Raw genomic sequence first — 16692 nt, forward strand, 5'->3', positions numbered from 1 at the left:
ATTTACTCTGATTTTATATAGAAATAGTAATCGCTTTCATTAAATAAAGTTATTCAATTAATAATACTTTTTGCCATACCAATGTGAAAAAGCAAGGTACGTAAGATACCTTGCTTTTTTTACTATGGCTCTAATGGAAGTTCAATAGAAGGGCCGGAACCATCGCCACCTGCCCCATTATAAAATTGCGGTACTTTTCCTGGAATGGTTCCCATTGCAACCGGGATATCCTGCGTTACAGTGGTAACTTTAGTAGCAAATGGTACTATAATTTGAACATCAACCTTTACTTCAATATAAACAGCAATCCAAGCATTATTAATACCAAATGGTTTTAATTCTGGTCTTGGATTTACTTCCACTTCACCTACAGCATTAAAACGAACAGGAATTTTTGGACCTAAGTTACCAAGTAAGGCATTATTTGTTGCCTGACCAAGTGGCACCTCATAAACAATCCCCTTTTCTTTTCTCGACTCATCTAAGTCAATTTCCACATCTGTGATATACTCTAATGATTCTAGATTTCCTCGTTCTGCCTCTTTTAAATTCATATGAATTAAAGTTTGAGTTTCTGACATTACCCTATTTATGATTTCTGTATTTAGTTTAACCATAGTTCCATTTTCATCAGTTGTCGTTGTTTCGATTATATCATTGATATTCATACCATTAACTATTCTTTTATTAATGGCTTTACTAATAACCAGCGTAGCAATTTTCTTCGTCTGACTTTCTGCATAAGCCATTAATGTAGGTTCTATCCCTTTATTAATAACCCATAACCCTGTTGCAGTTGAAAAAGTAAAAAAAACAAATGTTAATAAAAAAACATAGCGAAAAGGTAATGGGCCTCTACGGGGCAATGGCCCGCGAAATTTTGCCAAGACAAATCCCCCCTTACAAGCTATGTCTATGCTGTAAAGAGGGGATAAAGTACACAAAAAAGTGGAAGAGCCTTGGTCAGCCCCGACAAGCAAATGTTCTCGAGCTCTTGAAGTCGTTTTTTTGACTTCATGAGCTCGAGGTTATTTGACCTCGAGGGGCTAGGCTCTGGAACTAGATTAAAAAAGTGGAAGAGCCTTGGTCAGCCCCGACAAGCAAATGTTCTCGAGCTCTTGAAGTCGTTTTTTTGACTTCATGAGCTCGAGGTTATTTGACCTCGAGGGGCTAGGCTCTGGAACTAGATTAAAAAAGTGGAAGAGCCTCGTTCAGCCCCGATAAGCAAATGTTCTCGGGCTCCTGAAGTCGCTTTTTGACTTCATGAGACCGAGGTTATTTGACTCGAGGGGCTAGGCTCTGGAACTAGATTATAAAAAGTGGAAGAGCCATGGCTCTATTCTTTTTTCATTGTGGTATCACATTTGGTGATCATGTATGAAAGTTCCTTTTTTAAGTCTAATTCATAAGGTTGGGGGATTGGTTGACCGTCCTCTTCTAATATTCTAATGATTGGCCGATCACATAAGCCAGCATTTTGTTGAGAAACAACACCTTTTCGACCATCATTTAATTCAACGGTTAATCCATTCGGGTAAATGGCAATTGACTTTCGAAAGGCTTCAATCACTTTTGGCTCAAAAAGACTTCCCGAGCCCGCATAAAGAATTTCTAGTCCTTCATGAGGAAGCATGGCATTCCGATACACTCTATTGGAAGTCACAGCGTCGAAAACATCTGCAACGGCAATTATTTTTCCATAAAGGTGCATGTCTTCCCCATTTATCCCTCTAGGATAACCAGATCCATTTATACGTTCATGATGTTGAAATGCACAATGAGCCACTAATAAAGGAAGGCTTGGAACGTTTTTAAGAATTTGATAACCATCCTCTGCATGCAATTTCACTTTCTCATACTCTTCTTCTGTAAGTCGACCTGGTTTGAAGAGTATATCTTCGGGAATCTTCATTTTCCCAACATCATGTAAAATCGCACCAAGTCCTAAAATTTCAAGCTCCTTGGAAGAAAGCTTTAGTTCAAGACCTATGGCTATGGTGTACATGGTTACATTTAGTGAATGGGTAAAAATATAATTATCATATGTATAAACATCAGATAAGAGTGTGATCAAATTAGGGTTATTTTTAAGTTCCAATAATAGTTGTCGAATTAAACCTTTAAATTGTTTAGAGGATTTCTCCATAATAAGAGAAAGATCCTTTTGAGGCGCCCGATAAATTTCTTGAAAAGTTGATTCTATTGTTAGAATCGCTTCCTTTCTGAGTTTCTCAGAAATAGAATCAGTGACGGTTATATTTTCCGTTTTTTGATCCTTTATATAAATAAAATGTATGCCTAAATTTAATAAACGTTTTAAAACGATTGAACTTAAACTAACTCCTTCATTTAAAAGAACCTGTCCCTTTTCATTATAGATAGGTTTCCCGAGTATTGCTCCACTCTCTACTGTTTGGGTTGCCACTAATCTCATTGGTTTCTCCTAAAATTATCATTCTTTAATCTTCTAATTTTTACAATATTCGACAAAGACTTTCATTCTATTATCCCATCAAAAGATTCAATTTTTCAAGTATCTCTTCATATGCCAATAGTTGTGTATTTTAAAAGAAAAGCGCAAGCGCCTTGGTAAACAGCTTTCTTCCCCATAAGAAAAAGGGCTGCCATTTTTAGCAACGCCCTTATATCATTTTTAATAATGCTTCTTTTCCAATCATACCTTTGTGGATGCCCAAACTTTCTGCTTCAAAAGTTATGGATTCCAATGGTGCATCTAATAGCTGCTCAATCGTTTTAACTCCTACAGCTCTTCCAGCAATTATTTTTCGGTCCTTTAATTTTTCATTAAGCAACCCAACATCAAGAGCACCACACATAATGTAACCCTTATCATTCGTTACCACTAAAAGAGTCGTTTTTGGAAGTTTAACGGTTACAGCCAAGAAAGTATGTCCTTCAATTAAAACCGGTGAAAGTTCCATCATTTTGCATCCGCTCCTTTCCTAACCACATTATGTGGAAAAGAAAAAAGCGTGTATAATTTATGGATAAAAAGATAAAATCCTTTAAGATGATTAGGTTTATAACCCCTTATCCAAATATACCTTGATAGATTAATCGAAGTCCCATGATTATAAAGAATGCTCGTAAAATATTCACAAGAGTATTACTTTTAATCTTCGTGTTCAAAAATGAACCAATCTTTGCTCCAAACCATGCTCCTGGAACTAAGGCTAAAGCAAACCACCAATTAACATTTCCTAAGCTAATATGTGTGGCAGAACTAACAAGGGCTGATAAGAATACTAAAAGCATAGATGTAGCCACCGCAACGTGTGGAGGAAATAAGAAGATAAGAATCATAGCTGGGACCATCAATGATCCTCCGCCAATTCCAAATAGTCCAGAGCTAAATCCCACAACAAAAGAAACGATAAAACCTAAAAGAGGTTGGAATCCATATTGATGGGTCTCACCGCTTGGATCCGTAAAGGTTCTAACAATCCCTTTATCCGTGCGGAGCTTAAGTGGCTTTAGTTTATTTTTTACGATCAGTAATATCCCAACAAAAATCATAAAAAATCCAAAATATAAGTTAAACGAGTGCACATCAAGTGCTTTATTTACCCATGCCCCAATAATGGCACCAGGAGCACTTCCAACAAAAAAGGTAAATCCACTTTTATAATCAACCGTTTTATGCTTCATATAGGAGAGCGTTGATGATAAACCTGTTACGATTAAAATAATTGATGTTGTTCCTACTGCAATTTGTGGAGGAATGTCACCAAGTAAATCTGTGTAAGTTCCAATATATAATAAGGCAGGAACAATAATAATCCCCCCACCAAGACCAATTAGAGATCCGAGAGAACTTGCCACTAACCCAATTATGACTAATATAACCCATTCCATTTTTTATTTTCCCCTTTAATTTCATTACTTTTCTGCTTTTTATATAAGGTTTCCCTTGCACTATTTTCTATGAAAATAAATCGAGCTGCCTTGGACCAAGATTGGTATACTCTATATTTAATAAGTACATAAACTCTTTAGCGTTATCGGCAGCGTCCCCACCTGAATTATTATTAAAAAGGACATACAAGTTTTGGGTCATCTTTTCTAATTCTCTGATTTTAGAGACCCAGTCCATCAGCTCTTCTTTATTATACCGATATAAATACCTAACCTCGCGCCAATTAACTCCTTTTCTCTGTTGCCAACCATGAATGTTTCTTCCATGAAATCGAACTAAAACTTCTTTAGGATCTGTCGTTTCAAGGATGATAGGTACTGATCCCAGACCTGCTTGTGGTTCATCGCAAATACTATGTATCCATTTTTCCTTTCTCATAAACTCTAAAGTCTTATCCCTATAATTAGGATAAAACCAGGATTGATGACGAAATTCTAATGCACATGGAATATCTCCCATTTCATTTTTACAAAACCTTATATATTCTACATTTTCACGTTTACAATCAAACCAAGGAGGAAACTGGAATAATACCATTGCTAATTTTTTTGCTTCTATATAAGGGTTAATGGATTCCTTAAAAGCCATAAACATATCTTTTGGGCTATCAAAAGGAATGTCACCTCTTTGATGTCCTGTCATCCCTTGATAAGCTTTAACGACAAATTGAAACGATTTTGGTGTTTCCATTACCCATTTTTCCGTATTTCTTTTTGGTTGAATCGCATAAAAAGAGGTGTCTACTTCCACAGTAGGGAAATGAGAAGCATAGGCTTTTAGTTTGTCACGTGATGAAGTTCCAGCTGTATAAAGCTGGTCATGATCACCCCATCCTGTTAAACCAATATAGATCAATCCATTCCCCCCCATTTGTTGAATTCAATGTTAAAGTTTCGTTTCCCTAATAATATTAACATAATTTTTAAAAGAATTAGTATATGAACAAAAAATAAAACCGTTAGGACTTGTGCCTTAACGGTATCGATTATTAGATCGCTATTTTCGAAAGATATTGTCTCATTCTATCCTCTGCATTTTCAGTATCCATATGTATTCCTGTTACGAATTCAAGCAGAAGGTCTGATTTTCCACGTTGTCGAATAACGGCAAAAATCTCTGGCTTTTTCTTTTTGATGAGGGACATCATTTCAACTGTAGGTAATGGAGTTCCCGATTTTGTCCGTAGAAATAATCGAATATAATTAATAAAAATTTCAGCGTTTTCAGGAGTATCAGAATATTCCTTTAGCAATTCAAAAAAATTTTCAATCATTCCCTCGATATGGTGTTTATTATTATTCAAGTTTACTTCTCCTTCCGAAGGCAAACAGCTACGTCAACATAATGAGGTTGCGGCAACCCGGCGATCATCGTTCATTCGAACCTTAGACCCGTAGCTTTGCGTCCTTACCTTTCGATAAGTTTGCCTAACTTTATTACAACAAAGCATGAATGTTAGTTACATTTTACTATTATATTTTTATGATAAAAATAGGTATTTCGACACATTTCCTCATTTTTCGTCAGTAGATTTTACCATTTTTTTTAAAGAATGGAGACTTTGTTATCTTGGATTATGGATTTCCGCTCCATAAAAAAATCCGCCTACTTGTAAGTAGACGGATTGACTTTTATCCGATAGAACCTTCCATTTCGAACTTGATTAGGCGGTTCATTTCAACGGCGTATTCCATTGGAAGTTCTTTTGTAAATGGTTCAATAAAGCCCATTACAATCATTTCTGTTGCTTCTTGTTCAGAAACACCACGGCTCATCAGATAGAATAATTGTTCCTCTGACACCTTTGATACTTTTGCTTCATGCTCTAAAGAGATATTGTCATTTAAAATTTCATTGTACGGAATCGTATCTGACGTGGATTGGTTATCCATAATTAACGTATCACACTCAATGTTTGAACGAGCACCTTCTGCTTTACGTCCAAAATGAACAATTCCACGATATGTTACCTTACCGCCATGTTTTGATATAGATTTTGAAACAATCGTTGAAGAAGTATTTGGTGCCAAGTGAATCATCTTAGCCCCAGCATCCTGATGCTGACCTTTACCTGCGATTGCAATGGAAAGTGTCATACCACGTGCGCCTTCTCCTTTTAAAATAACAGCAGGATATTTCATTGTTAATTTAGATCCGATGTTTCCGTCAATCCATTCCATTGTTGCGTTTGCTTCACAAACCGCACGCTTCGTTACTAGGTTATATACGTTGTTTGCCCAGTTTTGAATGGTTGTATAACGGCAATATGCATCTTTCTTAATGATGATTTCAACTACTGCACTGTGTAGAGAGTTCGTTGTGTAAACGGGCGCTGTACATCCTTCAACATAATGTACATGTGCACCTTCATCAACAATAATTAACGTACGTTCAAATTGTCCCATATTTTCAGAGTTAATACGGAAGTATGCTTGTAATGGCGTTTCTACCTTGACACCCTTAGGAACATAGATAAACGAGCCACCAGACCAAACAGCTGAGTTTAATGCAGAAAATTTATTATCTGTCGGCGGAATAACCTTTGCCCAGTGCTCACGGAAAAGATCTTCATTTTCTTTAAGAGCAGAATCTGTATCTTTAAATACAATTCCAAGTGCTTCAAGATCTTCCTGCATATTATGGTAAACTACCTCAGATTCATACTGTGCAGAAACCCCAGCAAGATACTTTTGTTCTGCTTCAGGAATCCCTAGTTTATCAAAAGTAGCCTTTATTTCTTCAGGAACTTCATCCCAAGAACGCTCTGTTTTCTCAGATGGTTTTACATAATAAGTGATTTCCTCAAAATTTAATGATGCCATATCGCCGCCCCATTGTGGCATTGGCATACTATAAAAATGCTCTAATGATTTTAGACGGAAATCTAACATCCATTGTGGCTCTTGTTTCATTCTTGAAATTTCTTCTACGATTTCTTTAGTTAATCCGCGTTTAGAACGGAAAATAGAGACATCTTTGTCGGCAAAGCCATATTTATAATCACCGATTTCAGGCGCTTTTTTTGCCATCGTCGAATCCTCCTCTATTAGAAAAGCGGAAGCGCTTTGATCAGCCCCGACAAGCATAAGACGAGCACTGAAAGAAGGCGTTCTTTGCCTTCATTCAGGGATTGGCTTATGACCTCGAGGGGCTAAGCGCTGGAGCTAGACAGCTTACCCGATTTTCTAAGATTATTTTTGTTCCTCTTCTTTTAGCCCTTTTTCCATTGCCTTCCAGGCTAGTGTTGCACATTTGATTCTTGCCGGGAACTTGGATACACCTTGTAAAGCCTCAATATCGCCAAGGTCGATATCTTCGTCATATTCTTTTCCTTGCATCATATTAGAGAAAATAGTAGACATCTTTAACGCATCGTCCATCTTTTTCCCTTTAATAGCTTGAGTCATCATGGATGCAGAAGACATGGATATTGAGCATCCTTCACCTTCAAATTTCGCGTCTGTTACAATACCATCTTCTACATTCATGGTTAACTGGATGCGGTCACCACAAGTAGGGTTATTCATATTTATCGTTAAACTTCCGTCCTCAATAACACCCTTATTACGCGGATTTTTATAATGATCCATTATGACTTGACGATATAAGGCATCTAAATTATTAAAAGACATCGCTAAAGTACTCCTTTGTTTTGACTAGCCCTTCTACAAGCTTGTCAATATCTTCTTCCGTGTTATATAGGTAGAAGCTAGCTCTTGCAGTTGCAGATTGTTTCAGCCATCTCATCAATGGTTGAGCACAATGATGACCTGCGCGAACGGCAATTCCTTCTGCGTCTAAAACAGTAGCTACATCATGTGGATGTACATCATCTAAATTAAAAGTAACAAGTCCTGCTCTTTTAGATGGATCTTTAGGTCCAAAAATGGTTATTCCATCAACTGTCGACATTTTTTCCATCGCATAAGCTGATAGCTTATGTTCATGTTCAGCAATTTGGTCTAATCCAATCTGCTCAAGAAAATCGATAGCAGCTCCTAAACCAATTGCTCCTGCAATAATTGGCGTACCACCTTCGAACTTCCAAGGAAGCTCTTTCCATGTTGAATCATATAGCTCAACAAAATCAATCATTTCACCGCCAAATTCAACTGGCTCCATGTTTTCCAATAGCTTTTTCTTACCATAAAGTACTCCGATTCCAGTTGGTCCGCACATCTTATGTCCAGAAAAAGCGAAGAAATCACAATCTAAATCTTGAACATCCACCTTCATATGAGGTGTACTTTGAGCACCATCGACAACCATGATTGCCCCATGTTCATGAGCAATTTTCGCTATTTCCTTGATTGGATTGACTACCCCAAGTACATTGGAAACCTGCATAACGGAAACGATTTTTGTATTATTATTAACAGTTGCTCTAACATCTTCTAAAGAAATCGAACCATCTTCTTGTAATGGTAGATATTTGAGTTGTGCTCCTGTTCTTTTTGCAACTTGCTGCCATGGGATGATATTACTATGATGCTCCATATGAGAGATCACAATCTCATCACCTTCATTTAGTGTTGCTGCCCCATAGCTAGCAGCTACTGTGTTTAGTGAAGTTGTTGTACCACGTGTGAAAATAATCTCTTCCGTGGATCTTGCATTAATAAACTTACGAACCTTTTCACGAGCACCTTCATACCCGTCCGTTGCTCGTGTTCCTAACGTATGAACACCACGGTGAACGTTAGAATTATATTGACGATAGTAGTTGTCTACAGCCTCAATTACTTGAATAGGCTTTTGAGAGGTAGCAGCACTATCTAGGTAAACAAGTGGTCGGCCATTGACTTCTTGATTAAGAATCGGAAATTGATTTCGAATATCCTGGATATTCATTATCTTACTTTCCTTTCAATCACTTCGGTTAATTGTTTCTTAACCGCTTCAATAGGAAGCTCTGTTACAACTGGAGCTAAGAAACCGTGAATAACAAGACGTTCTGCTTCAGTTTTTGAAATCCCTCTACTCATTAGATAGTAAAGCTGTAATGGGTCTACTCTTCCAACTGAAGCTGCGTGACCTGCTGTAACGTCATCTTCATCAATTAAAAGGATTGGGTTTGCGTCGCCACGAGCTTTTTCGCTAAGCATTAAAACACGTGATTCTTGCTCTGCATTAGATTTAGAAGCACCATGCTCAATTTTACCAATTCCATTAAAGATGGAAGAAGCTTCATCCTTCATAACACCATGCTTTAAAATAAATCCATCTGTGTTTTTCCCAAAATGCACAATACTTGTTGTAAAGTTTTGAATTTGATTTCCACGTCCAACTACAACCGTTTTTGAATCACCGAAAGAACCATCACCGATTAAGTTTGTGATATTTTCAGAAATCGTATTTCCATCATTCATTAACCCTAATGCCCATTCAATACGTGCATCTTTCCCAGCCACGCCACGACGATTCACATAAGTTGTTACACCTTTGTTTAAGTTGTCAACTGCACCGTATTGTACTTTAGAATTAGAATTTGCTACTACTTCTGTAACAAGATTGAAAATTCCATTAGCTGTATCCATTGTTGATACATAATTCTCAACATATGTTACTTTACTATTATCCTCAGCAACCACTAATACATGGTTAAAAAGATTTAATGAAGCATCGTCGTGAACAAAAATAGCCTGAATAGGTTCTTTTAATTCTACATTCTTAGGAATATAGAGGAAAATTCCACCATTAACCAATGCGGCATGTAGAGCTGTTAATTTATGTTCATCAATCTTTACACCATTTGTCATGAAATACTTTTGAAGTAATTCACCATGTTCTCTTGCTGCTGAAAAGATATCTGTAAAAATAACTCCACTTTCTTTTAGCTCAGAAGAAACCTCCAAGTAAGCTGGTGTTGTATTGTTTTGGATATATAAATTTCTATTTTGTGATTCCGTATCTACTAATACCTTTACCGCTTTAGGTAGATCTGATAAAGATTGGTAAGCGTTGCTTTTCACTTGATGAGTATCAAACTGTGTGAAGTTCCACTTATCAATTTTCGTTTTATCAGGCTTTGGCAATGGTAATTGTACGGCATTTGATAATGCATTTATTCTTAATTCTGTTAACCATGCAGGTTCGCCATTTTCTTTTGAAAAATTAGCGATATACTCCTGATCAAATGGTAGTTTTGTATCAATTGTCATGTTGATCCCCCTAACGCTTAAGCTTCTTGCCCAACTGTTTCGTCTTCAATTCCTAGTTCTTTCTTGATCCAGTCATATCCTTCTGCTTCTAAGCGTTGTGCAAGCTCAGGTCCACCTGATTTTACGATACGACCTTGCATCATCACATGCACAGTGTCAGGAGTGATATAGTTTAATAAACGTTGGTAGTGAGTGATAATTAAGCAACCAAAGTCTCCTCCACGCATTTCGTTAATACCTTTCGATACTACCTTCAGTGCGTCGATATCTAATCCAGAGTCGATTTCATCTAATATAGCTAATTTTGGTTCTAACATCATTAATTGTAGAATTTCGTTACGCTTCTTCTCCCCACCAGAGAAACCTTCATTTAAATAACGTTGTGCCATATCTGGATCCATTTCAAGGAATTCCATTTTTGAATCCATTTTTCTGATGAACTTCATTAGTGAGATTTCATTTCCTTCACCAAGACGGCTATTTAAAGCAGAACGTAAGAAGTCTGCGTTCGTTACTCCATTGATTTCACTTGGATATTGCATAGCTAAGAAAAGACCTGCACGGGCACGCTCATCCACTTCCATTTCAAGAACGTCTTGACCGTCAAGTGTTATGCTACCACTCGTTACTTCATATTTTGGATGACCCATAATAGCTGAAGAAAGAGTAGATTTCCCTGTACCATTTGGACCCATGATAGCGTGGATTTCTCCACCTTTTATTTCAAGGTTTAAACCTTTAATGATTTCTTTCCCATCAATCGCTACATGTAAGTCTTTAATTGTTAAAGTTGATCCTGCCATATCTATACCTCCGAAGTATAATATTTGATGACTTGTTCATTCATCAAATCTCATTCTCATTTTATTCTCATTACAATCTTATAACAAATAGAATCTGATAGCAACCATTTAAGACGATTTACACTACCGTGATAATGTTAATGTATTTTGTTGAAAAAATCATTGATTTATATCAATTTTTATTAAAAACTATTTTTTTATTAGGCATTTTACATTACATATTAGTTTTTCCTCTATTGTCCCTTATTCATGTATGAGAATAAGGGACAGACTGAAAAAGTCTGCCCCTTAGCAATTTTCTTCCTTATTATATAAGTTACTTATTGTTTTAACTGATTTAACTCTTCCATTGCTTCTTGAACGAGAGTAACAGCTTGGCTCATAGCTGCTCCACCGCCAAATGCAGCTGTCACACCTACCGCTTCTAAAATCTCTTCTTCACTGGCTCCTTCATCAAGGCAACCTTTCACATGATAAATAATACAGTATTCATCTTGAGAATATAAACTGATTCCCAGGGCGATTAATTGTTTATCCTTTTTGGATAATACTCCTTCTTCAAAACATGCCTCTGTAAAGGCATTATAATGTTGAGCCAACTTAGGCATTTTTTGCGTAAAAGTACCTAACCCTACTTTATATTCATGTAAAGCTAATTCTGTAGAATTTCTTAGTTCATTGTTATGTTCCATGTTTTCACTCCATCCTAATCAATATCAAAATTAGTATGATAACAACAAATGAGTGCTATGCATTTTTAGTAAAAGAAAAAGGTCAGAACTCTTTATGAAGTTCTGACCTTAACCTTATTATTCTGAAACTGGTACAACTGCACCTTTATATTTTTCAAGAATGAAATCTTGAATTTCTTTTGAACGTAGAACTTCTACTAATGTTTTAATTTCTTCTTTATTTTCGTCACCTTTGCGAACAGCAATGACGTTTACATAAGGTGAATCGCTTTCTTCGATCGCAATAGAATCTTCAAGTGGATTTAATCCTGCATCAATTGCATAGTTAGAGTTAATTAACACCGCATCGCCTTCACCGTTGTTATAAATTTGAGGAAGTAAAGATGCTTCATATTCTGCGTCAAAGTTTAACTTTTTAGGATTTTCTACAATATCATCAACGGTAGCTTCTGTCTTTTCAACGCCTTCTTTTAACTTAATTAAACCTTTGTTTTCTAACATCGTTAAGATACGGCCGTGGTCTGCAACTGAGTTACTTACAATGATATGTGCACCTTCAGGAAGTTCATCAAGGCTCTTATATTTTTTTGAGTAAACACCAATTGGCTCGATGTGGATTCCGCCTGCATTGACAAAGTCATATCCATTTTCTTTAATTTGAGCATTTAAGTAAGGGATATGTTGGAAGTAGTTTGCATCTAATTCACCAGATTCTAATGCTTGGTTTGGTAATACATAATCTTGGAAAGTTGTGATTTCTAAGTCAATCCCCTTATCTTTTAATAGAGGTTTTGCTTCTTCTAAAATTTCAGCATGGGGAACGTTAGACGCTCCAACCACTAATTTCTTTAATCCATCTTCTTTACCTGCATTTCCACCCTCTGTTTTTTCTTCAGAAGTTCCGCAAGCTGCAAGAACTAATGCCATTGCTAATGATAATAGTACACTTAACCATTTTTTCATGTTCCATTTCTCCTTTATCTTTTATCTAATTTAGCGGTGATAATATCACCAATGAATTGAATAATAAAAACGATGACTAAAATGACGATTGTTGCCATTAAGGTGACGTCAAATCGACTTCTTTGGAAACCTTCTAAATAAGCAAGATTCCCTAATCCCCCTGCTCCAATAACACCCGCCATTGCGGTAAAACCAACTAAGGATATAGCCGTAACTGTTATCCCTGATACTAATGCTGGCATGGATTCTGGAAGTAAAACTTTTAAAATAATGGTGCTCGTTTTTGCACCCATAGATTTGGCTGCTTCAATAACACCTTTATTGATTTCTCTTAACCCTATTTCCACCATTCGTGCATAAAAAGGTGCTGCCCCTATTATAAGCGCCGGTAATGCAGCATCTTCCCCAATCATGGTTCCTACAATGAATTTAGTAAAAGGGATTAATAATACAATCAGAATAATAAAAGGAATAGATCGAAAAATATTTACCAATGCGCTGATAATCGTGTTAATCACTTTGTTTTCCCATATATTATCCTTTGATGTTAAAAACAATAGTAGGCCAAGGATAATACCTAGAACAAACGTTGCCAACACAGAGATCCCTGTCATGTATAAAGTTTCATATGTCGCCTGCCACATTCGTTCCCAGTTTACATTTGGAAAGAACTTTTCAACCATTTGTTACCACCTCCACTCCAACAGCTTGAGAGCGAATAAAATCGATGGCTTTTGTGATTTCTTTACTCTCTCCATCAATATGGATAAATAATGATCCGTAAGAGCCATTCTGTGTCTGATTAATTTTCCCTTGAAGAATATTAACGGTTACATTATGATGGCGGATAAGATTCGTAATCACAGGTTGCTCAGTAGCTTCGCCAACAAATGTTAACTGAACGACTTTTCCTTCTGGATAACGACCGATGAGATGCTCAGCTGTTTCCTTTGTTTCCTCCGGTTCTGTAACCTGTTGGACAAAACGTTTTGTTATGGGCTGCTGAGGATTTTTAAACACTTCTAACACCGGCCCTAACTCCACTATTTTTCCACCTTCCATCACAGCTACCCGATGGCAAATTTTTTGAATTACATGCATTTCATGTGTAATCAAGACAATCGTTAATCCTAAGCGATTATTAATATCAACTAGTAAATCTAGTATAGAATCCGTTGTTTGTGGGTCCAAAGCAGATGTCGCTTCATCACAAAGTAAAACTTTAGGATTATTAGCTAGTGCTCGTGCAATCCCTACTCTTTGCTTTTGACCACCACTGAGTTCTGATGGATAAGCATCTTCCCTTCCATCTAGACCAACTAGCTTAATCAACTCATCCACGCGGCGAATTCTTTCTGCTTTTGTTACCCCAGCAATTTCAAGCGGAAAGGAGATATTCTCTCGAACTGTTCTCGACCAAAGGAGATTAAAATGTTGAAATATCATACTGATTTCTTGTCTTGCCTTACGAAGGTCACTGCCTTTGATTTTTGAAATGACACGTTCAGCAACTGTAATGGTCCCAGCTGATGGGATTTCAAGTCCATTAAGCATACGGATTAATGTACTTTTTCCTGCACCACTATACCCAATGACCCCAAAAATTTCGCCTTCAGTGATTTCTAAATTCACATCATCTACTGCTCTAACCTGACCTTTTTTGGACGAATATACTTTTTGAACATTTTTGATCGATATCATTTTTTCACCCTCTTTACTTCCGGATTATTATTCTCGAATTATATATAAACATAGGGTTGGGTTATTAAGGGAAAATCATTCTAAGAAAATAAAAATGCCTTTCTGCAAATGAGCAGAAAGGCACAATCCATCGATTTTCCTTTCTCTCATCTCCCAAAGCTACGCTTTGCGTGAATTGGCACCATTTCAATACGAATATTGACGGTTGCCGGGCTTCATAGGGCACATCCCTCCACCTCTCTTGATAAGAGCAAACCACAAACTATATTTAATTAACACGTTAATGTATTTAAGTGAATTTCGTAATCACGATTGATATCGTATCACGGAAAAAGTAGGGTGTCAATCTATTTTTCTAGAATAATTTATGGGTATTTTTTCAATTTACATTTATACCTGTAATGAAATAGAACGTATACCCGTCGCATTTTCAATTGCTTGTTCTAAGTCTTCTATTAAATCTTCTACATTTTCGATTCCAATAGATAGTCTGATTAAATCTTCTGAAACTCCTGAAGCTATTAACCCTTCATTGTCTAATTGTTGATGCGTCGTGCTTGCAGGATGAATCATTAAGCTTTTGGCATCTCCTACATTGGCAACATGTGCCCAGAGCTTAGCCGAATTAATTAACTTTGCTCCTGCTTCTCTACCACCTTTTATGCCAAAAACAACCACTGCCCCAGCACCTTTTGGTAAGTATTTCTCGACTAGGTGATAATCAGGATGCGGTTCATTACCTGGATACCCTACCCAATCAACTGCTGAGTGTTCCTCGAGGTAACGTACAATTACTTTTGTATTGGCAATGTGCTCCTTCATTCTAACATGTAGTGTTTCTAACCCTAGTGTGAATTGGAAGGCATTTTGCGGACTTAGTGATGGCCCAAGATCGCGGAGAAGTTGAACTCTTGCCTTAATAATATAAGCTTGGGATCCTAACGCCTCACTATAGACTAAGTTATGATAGCTTGGATCAGGTTCATTAAATCCAGGGAACTTGCTAGAATTCCAATCAAACTTCCCACCATCAACAATAATTCCTCCAAGTGTAGTTCCATTACCTAATAACCATTTTGTGGCTGAATGTACCACAATGTCCGCTCCGTATTCGATTGGTCTGCAAAGGTATGGAGTTGCAAAGGTATTATCAATGATTAACGGAATCCCATGGGAATGAGCGATTTCAGATACCTTTTCGATATCTAATACTCTTAAACTCGGATTGCCAATTGTTTCAGCAAAAACGGCTTTTGTTTTTTCCGAGATAGCTGCTGCAAAATTCTCCGGCTTTTCGGGATCGACAAACCTAACTGTGATTCCATACTTCGGCAACGTTGTCGCAAATAAATTATAGGTTCCACCATAAAGCGTCGAAGCCGAAACGATTTCATCCCCAGCTTGAGCAATGTTTAAAATCGCCAATGTAATAGCAGCCATACCGCTTGCAACGGCTAGCGCCCCTACACCACCTTCTAGCAAAGCAACTCTTTCTTCAAATACAGTAACCGTTGGATTGTGTATTCTTGTGTATATGTAACCAGGCTCTTTTAATGCAAATAGATTGGCAGCATGCTCCGTATTCTGAAATTGGTAGGCATTATTTTGATAAATCGGAACTGCTCTAGCCCCTGTTACGGGGTCAGGTGTTAAACCTCCGTGAACACTTAATGTCTCAAATCGATAATTTTTTTGATTTACACTCATTCTCAATCTCTCCTTCTAATTATTAGTCTTTAGTCTAGAAGAAAATAAAAAAACCACTTCCGAAGAAGAGGTTAGCTGTCATCTCTTCTTATCTTCCAGAGTTAAAACTCTGCTGGATTTAGCACCGTGTTATTACCGGTTGCCGGGTTTCAAAGGGCCAGTCCCTCCACCTCTCTTGATAAGAAATATTAAGTTTTCATGTATTACTGATGTTAATGAAATAAAATTTAACTGAATCTTATCACACCAATTTTTATACCGTCAAGTTATTTTTAGAAATTTCAGAAATAAAATCCGAATGCGCAAGTTTAAATAATGTTTCTAAGAAAAGGATTTTTCTAAACGTAGCTTCAACAATAATGAATTGTTGAGAAATGAGTTCCCTTAATGAACACTGCCCTTTTAATAATTTTTCTATTGATTCTAAATTACCTTTTATATAGATTTGAGGTATTTGTGCTTTCACCATTTTGGTTATTTCTATCATTCCATTTTGAAATAATACAGTCATTTCTTCATGACCAATCTCAAAGGTAATCATGAATTCTTGTGAATCAATAAATAATTGGACGGCCGAATTTTGTTTTATAGAGGATCCCCATGAATAAAGTATTTCCAAAGCCAACACCTCACTAGTTTCTCCCTAACATATTCTTACTCCTAACACAAAATCCTTCTTATTTCTCTCGACAAAAAAAACAATGCCGATATTTAATTCGGCATTGTCA

General features: G+C 36.8%; 17 protein-coding genes and 3 riboswitches. All 17 genes read right to left on the minus strand.

All coding sequences use genetic code 11. From position 1 onward, the window contains the following. Positions 1–122: 122 nt before the first annotated feature. Positions 123–887, minus strand: coding sequence for a sporulation protein YunB (gene yunB, locus ACSBPO_RS18765; RefSeq protein ID WP_442595974.1), 765 nt, complete (start codon positions 885–887; stop codon positions 123–125). 449 nt (positions 888–1336) lie between these two features. Then, the gene (locus tag ACSBPO_RS18770; RefSeq protein ID WP_442595976.1) at positions 1337–2434 is read right to left on the minus strand and encodes an HD-GYP domain-containing protein; all 1098 of its coding nucleotides are present in this window, start codon (positions 2432–2434) and stop codon (positions 1337–1339) included. A 208-nt stretch (positions 2435–2642) separates the two neighbouring features. Beyond that, positions 2643–2945 carry a YunC family protein gene (locus ACSBPO_RS18775; RefSeq protein ID WP_442595978.1) on the minus strand — a complete coding sequence of 101 codons (303 nt, stop codon included), beginning with the start codon at positions 2943–2945 and terminating at the stop codon, positions 2643–2645. 106 nt (positions 2946–3051) lie between these two features. Next, entirely contained in the window at positions 3052–3876 is an 825-nt protein-coding gene (locus ACSBPO_RS18780; protein WP_442595980.1) for a sulfite exporter TauE/SafE family protein, read from the minus strand. Positions 3877–3943: 67 nt separating this feature from the next. Then, entirely contained in the window at positions 3944–4792 is an 849-nt protein-coding gene (locus ACSBPO_RS18785; RefSeq protein ID WP_442595982.1) for a DUF72 domain-containing protein, read from the minus strand. A 133-nt stretch (positions 4793–4925) separates the two neighbouring features. After that, positions 4926–5240, minus strand: a complete 315-nt coding sequence (locus tag ACSBPO_RS18790) for a hypothetical protein (protein ID WP_442595984.1) — start codon at positions 5238–5240, stop codon at positions 4926–4928. 48 nt (positions 5241–5288) lie between these two features. Then, positions 5289–5375: riboswitch (cyclic di-GMP riboswitch) on the minus strand. A 193-nt stretch (positions 5376–5568) separates the two neighbouring features. Continuing rightward, positions 5569–6966 (minus strand): Fe-S cluster assembly protein SufB, encoded by a 1398-nt coding sequence (gene sufB / locus ACSBPO_RS18795; RefSeq protein WP_442595986.1) that lies wholly within the window; start codon positions 6964–6966, stop codon positions 5569–5571. Positions 6967–7128: 162 nt separating this feature from the next. Beyond that, positions 7129–7569, minus strand: a complete 441-nt coding sequence (sufU, locus tag ACSBPO_RS18800) for a Fe-S cluster assembly sulfur transfer protein SufU (protein ID WP_442595988.1) — start codon at positions 7567–7569, stop codon at positions 7129–7131. Then, positions 7559–8788 carry a cysteine desulfurase gene (locus tag ACSBPO_RS18805; RefSeq protein WP_442595990.1) on the minus strand — a complete coding sequence of 410 codons (1230 nt, stop codon included), beginning with the start codon at positions 8786–8788 and terminating at the stop codon, positions 7559–7561. Before ACSBPO_RS18805 ends, sufU begins: the two co-directional genes overlap by 11 nt. Further along, complete coding sequence (gene sufD / locus ACSBPO_RS18810; protein ID WP_442595992.1) at positions 8788–10098, minus strand: Fe-S cluster assembly protein SufD; 1311 nt, start codon at positions 10096–10098, stop codon at positions 8788–8790. Before sufD ends, ACSBPO_RS18805 begins: the two co-directional genes overlap by 1 nt. Before the next feature lie 17 nt (positions 10099–10115). Then, on the minus strand, positions 10116–10901 hold the full coding sequence (sufC, locus tag ACSBPO_RS18815) for a Fe-S cluster assembly ATPase SufC (RefSeq protein ID WP_442595994.1): 786 nt from the start codon (positions 10899–10901) through the stop codon (positions 10116–10118). A 320-nt stretch (positions 10902–11221) separates the two neighbouring features. Then, positions 11222–11593: a carboxymuconolactone decarboxylase family protein gene (locus tag ACSBPO_RS18820; RefSeq protein ID WP_442595996.1), complete on the minus strand. Its 372-nt coding sequence runs from the start codon at positions 11591–11593 to the stop codon at positions 11222–11224. Between the two features lie 117 nt (positions 11594–11710). Continuing rightward, on the minus strand, positions 11711–12556 hold the full coding sequence (locus ACSBPO_RS18825; protein ID WP_442595998.1) for a MetQ/NlpA family ABC transporter substrate-binding protein: 846 nt from the start codon (positions 12554–12556) through the stop codon (positions 11711–11713). A gap of 14 nt (positions 12557–12570) precedes the next feature. Next, the gene (locus ACSBPO_RS18830) at positions 12571–13239 is read right to left on the minus strand and encodes a methionine ABC transporter permease (protein ID WP_442596000.1); all 669 of its coding nucleotides are present in this window, start codon (positions 13237–13239) and stop codon (positions 12571–12573) included. After that, positions 13232–14257: a methionine ABC transporter ATP-binding protein gene (locus ACSBPO_RS18835; RefSeq protein ID WP_442596002.1), complete on the minus strand. Its 1026-nt coding sequence runs from the start codon at positions 14255–14257 to the stop codon at positions 13232–13234. Before ACSBPO_RS18835 ends, ACSBPO_RS18830 begins: the two co-directional genes overlap by 8 nt. A gap of 143 nt (positions 14258–14400) precedes the next feature. Continuing rightward, positions 14401–14508: riboswitch (SAM riboswitch) on the minus strand. Between the two features lie 139 nt (positions 14509–14647). After that, a complete protein-coding gene (locus ACSBPO_RS18840) occupies positions 14648–15964 on the minus strand; it encodes an O-acetylhomoserine aminocarboxypropyltransferase/cysteine synthase family protein (RefSeq protein ID WP_442596004.1) in 1317 nt (438 codons plus the stop codon). Positions 15965–16049: 85 nt separating this feature from the next. After that, a riboswitch (SAM riboswitch) is annotated at positions 16050–16149 on the minus strand. A gap of 68 nt (positions 16150–16217) precedes the next feature. Next, positions 16218–16583, minus strand: a complete 366-nt coding sequence (locus ACSBPO_RS18845) for a hypothetical protein (RefSeq protein ID WP_442596005.1) — start codon at positions 16581–16583, stop codon at positions 16218–16220. Positions 16584–16692 lie beyond the last annotated feature (109 nt).

The sequence above is a fragment of the Neobacillus sp. D3-1R genome, from assembly GCF_052180215.1.
GTDB lineage: Bacteria > Bacillota > Bacilli > Bacillales > Cytobacillaceae > Pseudoneobacillus.

What these genes read in the sequence shown, in the direction of transcription:
- ACSBPO_RS18770 (WP_442595976.1), bottom strand. Translation starts at nt 2,434, where the DNA reads ATGAGATTAGTGGCAACCCAAACAGTAGAGAGTGGAGCAATACTCGGG.
- ACSBPO_RS18775 (WP_442595978.1), bottom strand. Translation starts at nt 2,945, where the DNA reads ATGATGGAACTTTCACCGGTTTTAATTGAAGGACATACTTTCTTGGCT.
- ACSBPO_RS18780 (WP_442595980.1), bottom strand. Translation starts at nt 3,876, where the DNA reads ATGGAATGGGTTATATTAGTCATAATTGGGTTAGTGGCAAGTTCTCTC.
- sufB (WP_442595986.1), bottom strand. Translation starts at nt 6,966, where the DNA reads ATGGCAAAAAAAGCGCCTGAAATCGGTGATTATAAATATGGCTTTGCC.
- sufU (WP_442595988.1), bottom strand. Translation starts at nt 7,569, where the DNA reads ATGTCTTTTAATAATTTAGATGCCTTATATCGTCAAGTCATAATGGAT.
- ACSBPO_RS18805 (WP_442595990.1), bottom strand. Translation starts at nt 8,788, where the DNA reads ATGAATATCCAGGATATTCGAAATCAATTTCCGATTCTTAATCAAGAA.
- sufD (WP_442595992.1), bottom strand. Translation starts at nt 10,098, where the DNA reads ATGACAATTGATACAAAACTACCATTTGATCAGGAGTATATCGCTAAT.
- sufC (WP_442595994.1), bottom strand. Translation starts at nt 10,901, where the DNA reads ATGGCAGGATCAACTTTAACAATTAAAGACTTACATGTAGCGATTGAT.
- ACSBPO_RS18820 (WP_442595996.1), bottom strand. Translation starts at nt 11,593, where the DNA reads ATGGAACATAACAATGAACTAAGAAATTCTACAGAATTAGCTTTACAT.
- ACSBPO_RS18825 (WP_442595998.1), bottom strand. Translation starts at nt 12,556, where the DNA reads ATGAAAAAATGGTTAAGTGTACTATTATCATTAGCAATGGCATTAGTT.
- ACSBPO_RS18830 (WP_442596000.1), bottom strand. Translation starts at nt 13,239, where the DNA reads ATGGTTGAAAAGTTCTTTCCAAATGTAAACTGGGAACGAATGTGGCAG.
- ACSBPO_RS18835 (WP_442596002.1), bottom strand. Translation starts at nt 14,257, where the DNA reads ATGATATCGATCAAAAATGTTCAAAAAGTATATTCGTCCAAAAAAGGT.
- ACSBPO_RS18840 (WP_442596004.1), bottom strand. Translation starts at nt 15,964, where the DNA reads ATGAGTGTAAATCAAAAAAATTATCGATTTGAGACATTAAGTGTTCAC.